This window comes from uncultured Virgibacillus sp., from assembly GCF_947495635.1.
GTDB classification, from domain to species: domain Bacteria; phylum Bacillota; class Bacilli; order Bacillales; family Amphibacillaceae; genus Virgibacillus; species Virgibacillus salarius.
On the sequence record NZ_CANMAB010000191.1, the window covers coordinates 1 to 2,091 of the forward strand.

Below are 2,091 nucleotides of genomic sequence, written 5' to 3' on the forward strand. Positions count from 1 at the left end.
GTATAAATTACATACGCCAATTGATGACAGTCGATAGCAAGATCTAGATTTGTGGATAGACCTTGATAGAAATCTTCTACCGTAATATCGATAGCCTGTACAGCTAGAGAAAGTGAACGAGCTTGACCACTTGATGTGACAACTAAGGACACCTTTGCGTCGGATAGAATCGTTTGAATACGATCGGTTGGATGGGTTGGGTCGATTGGTAGATAGGCTCCTCCTGCCTTTAGTATTCCCATGATTCCAATGATCATATCGATGGACCGATCCATGATGAGACCTACAATGGCTTCATTCTGAACCCCTTGTTGTCGTAAAACTCTTGCCAGTTGGTTCGCCTTTTTATTTAATTCCTGATAAGTTAACTTCTGGTCCGCACATACAACCGCAATATGATGAGGATTCTTCTCAGCCTGCTCCTCAAATAATGTATGAAGTGATTTATCTTTCGGATAATCCGCGTTTGTTTGGTTAAACTCCTGCAGGAGCTGATGTTGTTCATATTCCGTTAGAATGTTAATCTCAGATAATATTGTCGTTGGTTGCGTGCAGACTTTAGTTAGAATTTCTTTGTAATGTGATGCCATTCTATCAATAGTTTCTTTTTTAAATAATTTAGTACAATACTCCATGGTATATTTAAGCATCGTTTCATTATCATAGACAGTTAACGTTAAATCGAATTTTGAGATATTACTTTCTACGTGAATAGGCGTTAATACAAAGTCTTCTGAAATGAACTCTTTATCAAATCCTGCATAATTCATACTAAACATGACATCAAAGATTGAATGTCTACTAGTATCCCTTTCCACCTGCACCTTTTTAATTAATTCTTCAAACTGATAACTTTGATTCTCATAGCTTTGAAGCGCATTTTGCTTTACTGCATTTAAGAATTGTTCAAAGCTTATATTTCCAGAAGCCTTATTTCTTAATGCTAACGTATTGACAAACATTCCTATCATGTTCTCTAAATCATCATGTGGTCTTCCTGCTATTGGAGTGCCAATGACAATGTCATCCTGTCCACTATACTTAGCTAATAAAAGATGAAATGCAGCTAGTAGAACCATATTCATCGTACTACCTGTATCTTTAGCCATCTTCCGAACAGCTAGAGCTAGCTTTTCATCCATGTAATAAGTTAGGTTTTTCCCTTTAAAACTTTGAATAGGTGGTCTTTCAAAATCGTATGGTAGATTTAATATTGGAATTTCACCATTAAATTGTTCTAGCCAGTACTCCTCTTGCCGCTTCATCTCTATGGAGTCCCAGAATTTATTCTGCCAAACTGCAAAGTCCTTATATTGTAATTTTAGAGAATTCAACCGTTCTCCATTATATAGTGCCATAAATTCATTGATTAATATCTGAAGAGAAATTCCATCACTGATAATATGATGCATATCCGTCAATAAATAATTCTTATTATTACTCACTACTAGCTCTGCTCTAAACAGAGGAGCTTTACTTAAATGAAAGGTTTTCACAAAATCCTTTAATAAGTTGTTTACTACTGTTTCCGTAACAAATCTTCTTTCAAGTTTAAAATTAGCTTTTGGTAGTACTTTTTGAACAATTTCACCTTCGACTGTATCAAAGAAAGTTCGTAATGAATCATGTCTAGATACTAACTGCTGAAGACTCTTTTGTATTTTTTCCGGGTCGATACTACCTTCTATTTCACAAATCAATGGCATGTTGTACAACGTGCCTGTTTCATATTGTTGTAGCATATACATCCTTTTTTGGGCAGAAGAGGTTTCATAAAAATCACTTTCCTCATATGGTTCGATTAATTCATATACACTTCTATTCCCATTTCCAATGTATGTACTAAGAAGATTAATGGTAGGACTCTCCAAAAACTCTCGTAATGATATTTCTACTTTAAACTGTTTATGAATTTTACTAATTAAAGCTGTCGCTTTTAATGAGTGTCCACCTAAATCAAAAAAGTTATCATGGATTCCGACTTTGTCTATGCCTAATACCTCTGACCAAATTGCTGCGAGAGTTCGTTCTGTACTGGTTCGTGGGGCTACATAATCATTCGTGACAAGATGCTGTTCAGCTGGTTCTGGT

At 35.5% G+C, this 2,091-nt stretch carries 1 protein-coding gene; it reads right to left on the bottom strand.

The genetic code is table 11. The features are described 5' to 3' along the window. Positions 1-2,091 (bottom strand): condensation domain-containing protein (locus tag Q1A47_RS20390; protein WP_299632739.1); only part of this gene is annotated, 2,091 nt, incomplete at both ends.